The organism is Pseudomonas sp., from assembly GCF_030690725.1.
GTDB lineage: Bacteria > Pseudomonadota > Gammaproteobacteria > Pseudomonadales > Pseudomonadaceae > Aquipseudomonas.
Window position 1 is genome coordinate 1 of sequence record NZ_JAUYGD010000003.1, and the last position, 7,376, is coordinate 7,376.

9 protein-coding genes and 1 pseudogene are annotated in these 7,376 nt (G+C 55.6%); 3 read left to right on the forward strand and 7 right to left on the reverse strand.

From position 1 onward, the window contains the following. The 6 genes and pseudogenes from Q8O69_RS00370 to Q8O69_RS00395 form a co-directional block, all read right to left on the reverse strand. Window positions 1-153 (reverse strand): annotated as a pseudogene (locus tag Q8O69_RS00370) (DUF411 domain-containing protein); the annotation flags it as partial. Between the two features lie 22 nt (window positions 154-175). Further along, entirely contained in the window at window positions 176-1,039 is an 864-nt protein-coding gene (locus Q8O69_RS00375; RefSeq protein WP_257776565.1) for a cytochrome c, read from the reverse strand. 9 nt (window positions 1,040-1,048) lie between these two features. Next, window positions 1,049-2,089 carry a copper resistance protein B gene (locus Q8O69_RS00380; RefSeq protein WP_305588903.1) on the reverse strand — a complete coding sequence of 347 codons (1,041 nt, stop codon included), beginning with the start codon at window positions 2,087-2,089 and terminating at the stop codon, window positions 1,049-1,051. Next, on the reverse strand, window positions 2,079-2,378 hold the full coding sequence (locus Q8O69_RS00385; protein ID WP_257776567.1) for a hypothetical protein: 300 nt from the start codon (window positions 2,376-2,378) through the stop codon (window positions 2,079-2,081). Before Q8O69_RS00385 ends, Q8O69_RS00380 begins: the two co-directional genes overlap by 11 nt. 12 nt (window positions 2,379-2,390) lie before the next feature. Beyond that, entirely contained in the window at window positions 2,391-4,208 is a 1,818-nt protein-coding gene (locus Q8O69_RS00390; RefSeq protein WP_257776568.1) for a copper resistance system multicopper oxidase, read from the reverse strand. 196 nt (window positions 4,209-4,404) lie between these two features. After that, on the reverse strand, window positions 4,405-4,611 hold the full coding sequence (locus Q8O69_RS00395) for a co-regulatory protein PtrA N-terminal domain-containing protein (protein WP_257776569.1): 207 nt from the start codon (window positions 4,609-4,611) through the stop codon (window positions 4,405-4,407). A 312-nt stretch (window positions 4,612-4,923) separates the two neighbouring features. Here Q8O69_RS00395 and Q8O69_RS00400 point away from each other — a divergent pair, with 312 nt between their 5' ends. From Q8O69_RS00400 to Q8O69_RS00410, 3 genes are read left to right on the forward strand one after another with little or no spacing between them, the layout of a single operon-like run. Next, window positions 4,924-5,184, forward strand: a complete 261-nt coding sequence (locus tag Q8O69_RS00400) for a hypothetical protein (protein WP_090503982.1) — start codon at window positions 4,924-4,926, stop codon at window positions 5,182-5,184. Window positions 5,185-5,229: 45 nt separating this feature from the next. After that, window positions 5,230-6,072 carry a DUF692 domain-containing protein gene (locus Q8O69_RS00405; protein WP_257776570.1) on the forward strand — a complete coding sequence of 281 codons (843 nt, stop codon included), beginning with the start codon at window positions 5,230-5,232 and terminating at the stop codon, window positions 6,070-6,072. Further along, window positions 6,063-6,842: a DNA-binding domain-containing protein gene (locus Q8O69_RS00410; RefSeq protein WP_305588905.1), complete on the forward strand. Its 780-nt coding sequence runs from the start codon at window positions 6,063-6,065 to the stop codon at window positions 6,840-6,842. The genes Q8O69_RS00405 and Q8O69_RS00410 overlap by 10 nt, the downstream gene beginning before the upstream one ends. A gap of 80 nt (window positions 6,843-6,922) precedes the next feature. Here the strand turns inward: Q8O69_RS00410 and Q8O69_RS00415 are convergent. Next, a partial coding sequence (locus tag Q8O69_RS00415) for a transmembrane anchor protein (protein ID WP_305588906.1) occupies window positions 6,923-7,376 on the reverse strand: 454 nt, incomplete at its 5' end.

The window sequence follows — 7,376 nt, forward strand, 5'->3', positions numbered from 1 at the left end:
ATCGCGCTCGACATGGTCGATGACGTTGAAGCCGTTCGCTTCCAAGTGCGAGATCCACTTCTTGCAGCAACCACAATTTGCATCACGGTGCACGTCGATTGTCAGGGCATCAGCTGATTGAACTGCAGAGCTCATAAACAAGGCGGCCAGCATCGCCGCCCGTGCTCCTTTACATTTAGCTGTCATGAAGGTGCTCTTTGCCATCGGCATGAGTGTGAGTGTTGGGCGCGGCGGCCGGGGTCTGCTCCTTTTGAGCTGGCTCTGTTTCGTGGTGACCAGCGCCACCTTCCGCCGTTTGGCCATCCGTCGCATGGTGGTCTGCGCCGCTGCCTGATGGGGTCATATCTGCTGCGTGATGATCTGCACTGCTCGACGAATCACCGTGATGATCGGCACCTGCGTTCGCCTTTGAACTATCCGAAGCATGATGATCTGTCGCTGCCTCAGGCTCGGCGTGGTGATCCGCCTTGGCGCTTCCATGTTGACCTTCGTGGTTATGCATTTGGGTCTCACCGCCGCCATGATCGTGACCGCCGCTCGATGCAACTAGGGCTTGATACTGCCCGGCATCCATTTTCGGCAGTTGATCTAGGAGCGCGACCATGCCCCAGATGTACTGATCACCCATGCTTTTGCCCCATGCCGGCATGCCTGTGGCCTTGATACCGTGCTTGATCACCCAAAATGCAGCAGCTGGATTGCCATCGATACCAACTTTGGTCAGGTTCGGCGGAGCGGGATACAGCGATTGGCTAAGTTCTGTTTCAGCAACACCCGGTGCCAAATGACATCCGATGCACATAGAGTTGTAGTTACCAGCCCCGGCTTTGATAAGCGCGTCATCATTGAGGTTGGGTACTTCTATATCTTTGGAGCGCACTTCGATAGAGCGATCTCTGGCCATTGTCAGGAAAGCATATACTGCCGGGAAGTGAGGGTCATCGGCACCCACGTTGACCAAGCCCAAGTAGGCACCGCCAACTAATGCAGCGCTTCCGACGACACCCGCCGCCACTAAGGTTTTAATTGTTCTTTTCATGTCAGGCTCTCAAAACCACATCCGAATACCGGCAACTAAGCGTGCCTCCTCAACATCCTCACCCTCATCTCGCACCAGGTCGGCCGTGTTGCCGAAGGAGCGACTCCAGGAAACGCCGATGTAGGGTGCGAACTGGCGAATGATCTCGTAACGCAGCCGTAGACCGACCTCGGCATTGGCCAGGCCGGAGCCGATGCCTCGCTCGGGATCGTTCTTGCCGTAGAAATTCACTTCAGCGGTCGGCTGAAGGATCAGGCGATTGGTCAGCAGAATGTCGTACTCGCCCTCTAAGCGCGCAGCCGTCTGGCCGTTCTCGCCGACAAAGGCAGTGGCCTCCGCCTCGAAGGCATACAGCGCCATACCCTGGATGCCGAATGCGGCCCAAGTCTGTGGCGACTCTGGCTTGAAGTCTTGGCGAACACCCGCGACCACATCCCACCAAGGACCAATCGAGCGCCCGTACAAGGCCTGCAATTCAGCATCCTCAGTGACGCCATTGGTGCGTTCACCTTCGGAGCGAAGCCAGAGACGATTGATGTCTCCTCCAATCCAGCCGGACGCATCCCAAGCCAAGGTGCTGCCTTCATCGGCATCCTGGTATTCGAGTTGGTCGAGCAGGAAAAAGCTGTTGATGGCGCTGTCGTGAACCTTGTGGCCTGGCAACGGCGGGAACGCTGCTTCACGATCCGCATCTGTCAGCACCGGGATAGGCGTGCGACTGGTAGTTCTTGGGGCTTCAGCGGAACCATGGTTCATCTTTGAATGATCCATACCCCCCATCTGCCCCTGCATAGCGCCGTGACCCATCTTGCTGTGGTCCATAGTCGGAGCCTTTTCTTGGCTCTGGCTATGGCCCATCTGGCTATGATCCATGCCCTTCATCGGCTCTTTGGCAGAACCGTGGTTCATCTTGCTATGGTCCATCGGCATGGAACCGTGGCCCATTGCCGAATGATCCATTTCTTCCGCAGCGATGGTGAGTCCGCTGCCAAGCATGCTCAGCGACACTGCCAGTGCTGTTAGGGACGGACGTAAAAACCTAGTGGTCATGGTTCGAACCTGCTTCGGCTTCGTTGCCGCCATGCTTATCCATCATGCTTTCGTGGTCCATGCCGCCATGGTTCATGTCCCCGTGATCCATCTGCTGACTAGCAGACTTTTCCTTCGCTTGTGCGGCCTTCGTGTCAGGTACCGATTTGGGAGCCTGTGTCTCAGTAGCATGTTGTTTGTGCTCACTGTGATCTTCACCGGCCAACAACACCGGAGCATGCAGGACAGCCAAAAGGCTCAACACAGTAACGCTGCCGGCCAGGGCCTTTCGCTTCATAAAAGTGCTCATCAGATATCTCCTTTACTCATCCACACGAACTTCACGGAACATGCCCATTTCCATGTGGAGTAGTAGGTGGCAGTGGTAGGCCCAGCGACCCAATGCATCGGCAGTCACTCGATAGCTGCGTTTGGAACCTGGTGGCATGTCGATGGTGTGTTTGCGAACCATGAAGTTGCCGTTCGCATCCTCCAGATCACTCCACATGCCGTGAAGATGGATGGGATGAGTCATCATGGTGTCGTTGACCAGCGTGATGCGGACACGCTCGCCGTACTTGAGACGCAGAGGCTCGGCATCAGAGAACTTGATGCCGTCGAAGGACCAGGAAAACTTTTCCATATGCCCGGTGAGGTGTAGCTCGATGGTTCGGCTGGGTTCGCGGCCATCCGGATCAGGGAAGGTGCTTTTCAAGTCGGAATAGGTCAGTACACGACGACCATTAGCGCGCAGGCCGATACCTGGATCGTCCAGTTTATGGGTCGGGGTCATGGTTTGCATGTCGACCAGGGGATTATTGGTTTCAGAGGCCGGATGCGATTGCATCGCTGCGTCCATACCTGCCATACCCGAATGGTCCATGCCGGCCATTTTGCTGTGGTCCATACCGGCCATATCACCTTGCATTCCGCCAGCGTCCATCCCGGCCATCTTGCTGTGATCCATGCCGCTCATGCCGCCTTGCATGCTGCCATGGTCCATGCCCGCCATGCTGCCGTGATCCATACCCATGTCGCCCATGGCGATCAGGGGGCGAGGATCGGTTTCGGGTACTGGAGCGCTCAACCCTTCACGTGTAGCCAGAGTGCCGCGGGCATAGCCGGTACGATCCATGGACTGTGCAAAAATCGTGTAAGCCTCTTGGTCAGCGAGCTCGACAATCACGTCATAAGTCTCGGCCACGGCGATACGGAGCTCATCAACGCTGACTGGCTTGACGTGCAGACCATCGGCCGCAACCACCGTCATCTTCAGGCCTGGAATACGTACGTCGAAGTAGGTCATGGCCGAGCCGTTGATGAAGCGCAAACGGAGTTTTTCACCCGGTTTGAAGATACCTGTCCAGTTCCCATTAGGTGCCTGGCCATTCATCAGGTAGGTGTAGGTATAGGCGCTGACGTCAGCAAGATCGGTGGGGCTCATCTTCATCTCGGCCCACATCTTGCGGTCAGCAACTGCTGCCGACCAACCTTGCTCGCTCACGTCATTGATGAAGTCGCCAACGGTGCGCTTGTGCTGGTTGTAGTAGTCCGACTGCTTTTTAAGCTTGGCCAATAACCGTGTTGGGTCTTCATCAGTCCAGTCAGTCAGCATCACCACGTAGTCACGGTCATAGCTAAACGGCTCAGGCTCCTTGGCATCGATGACCAGGGCACCGTAAACGCCAATCTGCTCCTGCAACCCAGAGTGGCTGTGGTACCAGTAAGTACCATTTTGATTGACCTTGAACTTGTACTCGTACATGCCATCGGGCGCGATGCCGTGGAAGCTCAAGCCAGGCACACCATCCATGTTCGCGGGCAAAATGATGCCGTGCCAGTGAATCGAGGTGTCTTCGGCCAAGCGGTTTTTCACACGCAGTGTGACGGTATCGCCTTCCCGCCAGCGCAAAATTGGCCCTGGAATGGACCCATTAATAGCCATCGCGGTCCGGGCTGCTCCGGTAATATTCACTGGCGTTTCACCAATGAATAAGTCGAAATCTGTACCCGTTAATACGTTGGGCTGTCCGGGACTGGTCACCGCCCAAACGGGTGTGCGCCACAAGCCAAGGCCTCCGAGAATGCCGGTAGCGGCCAGGCCTTTAACGAAGGTTCGTCTTGAGGTTTTGCAGTGCATGCCGTTATGTCCAATCAGTCAGAGGAGCCAGGGCGGAACAACCATGACATTTGGTTATTTCCAGCTTCATCCTGGGAGGTTTTCCCTATCAGCCTTGCCCACTGTCGTGATTTTTCAAATCGTTCCGACAGCGAGCTTGAGAAATTGCCATATCTCAACCGGCTAAGTGATTACATTTCTGTCAGGTTGACCGCGACTAGCAGTTGGCGTGATCGGCTGTTTTGCTTTTATTACCTGCAACCGGCGACTCTTTATTCTGTTGCTGGGCCAGTTGATAGGCTTCCATCGATACCTTGCTAGCCTGTTCCATGCGAGCAAAAGTACGGTCAGCACCGCCTTCGGCCATCGCCAAAGAAGAAGCGGTAAGCGCGATAACCACGAACAGGGTTTTGATTGAGTTCATCTGGACGTTCCTCGATTCAGTTCAGTTAGCCAAGTGACCCTGAGTGGGTCGTCATCAGGCATTGAGCTTCAGGCTCGAAGTAACCTTAACCAGGGTGCCCTGTCATAAACCTGAGCTGAACATTACAGTTCTGTCAGGTTGCTACTTCTTTCTTGTGGAGACTCTGCAGGGCTCTGTAGTGTCTGTTTATGCCCGCTACTGAACCTGTGCGGATTCGTTGCTGGCATGCCTGGCAGCGATGCCTAAGCTTCTTCGGGTCAGTGGCACTAAATAGTCCTGACCTCCACATAACGTTCAAGAGAGATTGCCACTATGTCGACCAAAAATACTGTTGCTACTGGTGCTGCATTGGCACTCGTTGCCGCCAGCCTATTTGCTACCCTGCCTGCGCAAGCGGCTCAGGATGCAAAAACTGCTGAAGTAAAATGCTTTGGTGTGAATGGCTGCAAAGGCCAAAACGATTGCATGACTGCAAAGAACGCCTGCAAAGGCCAGGGGGAATGTAAGGGTCAGGGGTTCAACTTGATGACCCAAGAAAAATGCGATGAGGCCGGCGGTAAAACCAGCGAGTAAGCCCATCCAAGGGAGTGCAAGTCGCTCCCTTGACCCGGAGTCCTAATGAGTAAAAGCGATTCACTGGGTTTTGGCCTCGGCTTGCGTAGCGAGTACTACCAGCAGATTCTGGAGCAACGCCCCGCAGTCGACTGGTTCGAGATCATCTCAGAGAACTACATGGTCGGAGGGGGAAAAGCCCTCTACTTCCTCGATGCGATCAAAGAGCAATATCCGCTGGTCATGCACGGGGTTTCCCTGTCGATTGGCGGTTCTCATGAGATCGACGCTGATTACTTGCGCCAATTGAAAAATCTAGCCGACCGAGTTCAGCCCCGCTGGGTCGCTGACCATCTGTGTTGGAGCCGAGGTAGTGCTCACCAGCTGCATGATCTACTTCCACTGCCATTCACCCAGAAGAGCCTGCTGCATGTGGCATCAAGGGTTCGGCTGGTTCAGGATGTGTTGCAGCGGCCCTTGGTGCTTGAGAACGTATCGGCCTACGTGCAGTGGAAAACGTCCTGCATGAGCGAGTCTCAGTTTCTGGCCGAACTGAGCAGCCTTACCGGCTGCGAGCTACTGCTCGATGTAAACAACGTCTACGTCAGTTCGAAAAACCAAGGGTTCGACCCTTGGCAGTTCATCATGGAGTTGCCCCAAGATCGGATTCGCCAGATCCACCTGGCCGGCCATAGCGACTACGGCCACTACCTCATTGATACCCATGATCAGCCGATTGCCGATCCGGTTTGGGCTCTGTACAGCAAAACGTTGAGCTATCTGGGTGCTACTGCCACCTTGATTGAGCGAGATGATCATTTCCCGCCCTTTGACGAGCTATTAGCGGAGCTGTCCAAGGCGCGCTCTATCTCCGCCAATGCTCTAAGGGCTGCCGCACCATGCGCCTGAGTGCTCAGCAGGAAGCGCTGGAGCGTTACCTGACCACAGGCGATACCGTTATCCCTCCTGAGCTGTTGGAGCAGATTCAAGGTAGCAATACGCTGCCTGCCGCAGATGGCCTGATGATTTACCAAAACGCTTATCGCGCCAGGCTTCTTTCCGTCATGAGGGAAGACTTCCCAGCGTTGCATCGCTGGATGGGTGATGAGTCATTTGCACAGTTGGCCATGGCTTATATCAGCACGTGGCCATCGAGACATTTCAGTTTGCGCTGGTTAGGCGAGAAGCTGCCGGAGTTCATCCGCGGCTATATTGCCGAGCCGCAACGTTCCCCGATGATAGAACTCGCGACACTTGAGTGGGCCTTTACCCTGGCCTTCGACGCCCCGGATGCAGTGCCACTGTCGCTGGGTGTGATGAGTCGTTTTTCGGCTGATGACTGGGTCAATCTGCGGGTATACCTCACACCCTCGGTTCGTTGGTTGCAGCTACAGTACAACACCGTGGGCATGTGGGTGGCTGCCAAGGCCGAGGCCGATATTCCTGCTGTCGTTACGTTATCCGCGCCCCTGGATTGCTTGGTTTGGCGACATGAGTTGGTCTGTCAGTACCGTACTCTGGAGCCGGATGAAGCTTCGGCTTTGCGGTTACTTAGCGATGGAGGCTCGTTTGCTTCAATGTGCGAGAACCTCGTGGGTCAACACGGTGAACAGGCACCTCTGCGAGCGGCTACCTGGCTGAAGCAGTGGGTCGGTGAGGGACTGCTTCAGCGTCGATAAATAGTGCCGTGGATGTGCAGGGCGTGGTGCCATTGGCTGAGAGTTGCCTCTTCCGCCAGCTGACGGAAGAGGCAAAAACCTTAAATCACGCGTTTGACGCTCAGGTACTCGCCCTTGGTCTTCAGCGTGATGGTCACGTCGCTGTTGCTGCGGTTGCGCCAGAACCAGCCGTGGGTGCCGTCAAAGATGGCGGTGAACTCGCCTTTATCCCCCTTGATCTGTTTACCCTTGCTGTAGCTGTGGTAGTAGCCCTTTGGGCCGTTGTAGGGCTCGCCGTGGGTGTCGTGGTTGACCGGAATACCATTGGTCGTCCACTCGTAGCTGACAGTGGCCTTGTCCAGCATTTCCAGCTTGATTTCACTGGCTTCGCCCGGCTTCAGCGTGACAGTCACTTCATCCGACTTCAGGGCTGGCTCAGGCTCAGCTACGGGTTCGGCCACAGGTGCTGCTGCAACAGGCTCTTGAACTACCGGCTGAACAGGCGCGGGAGCTTGAGCGACTGGAGCCGCAGCTGGCTGAACCGCTGCATCCGCT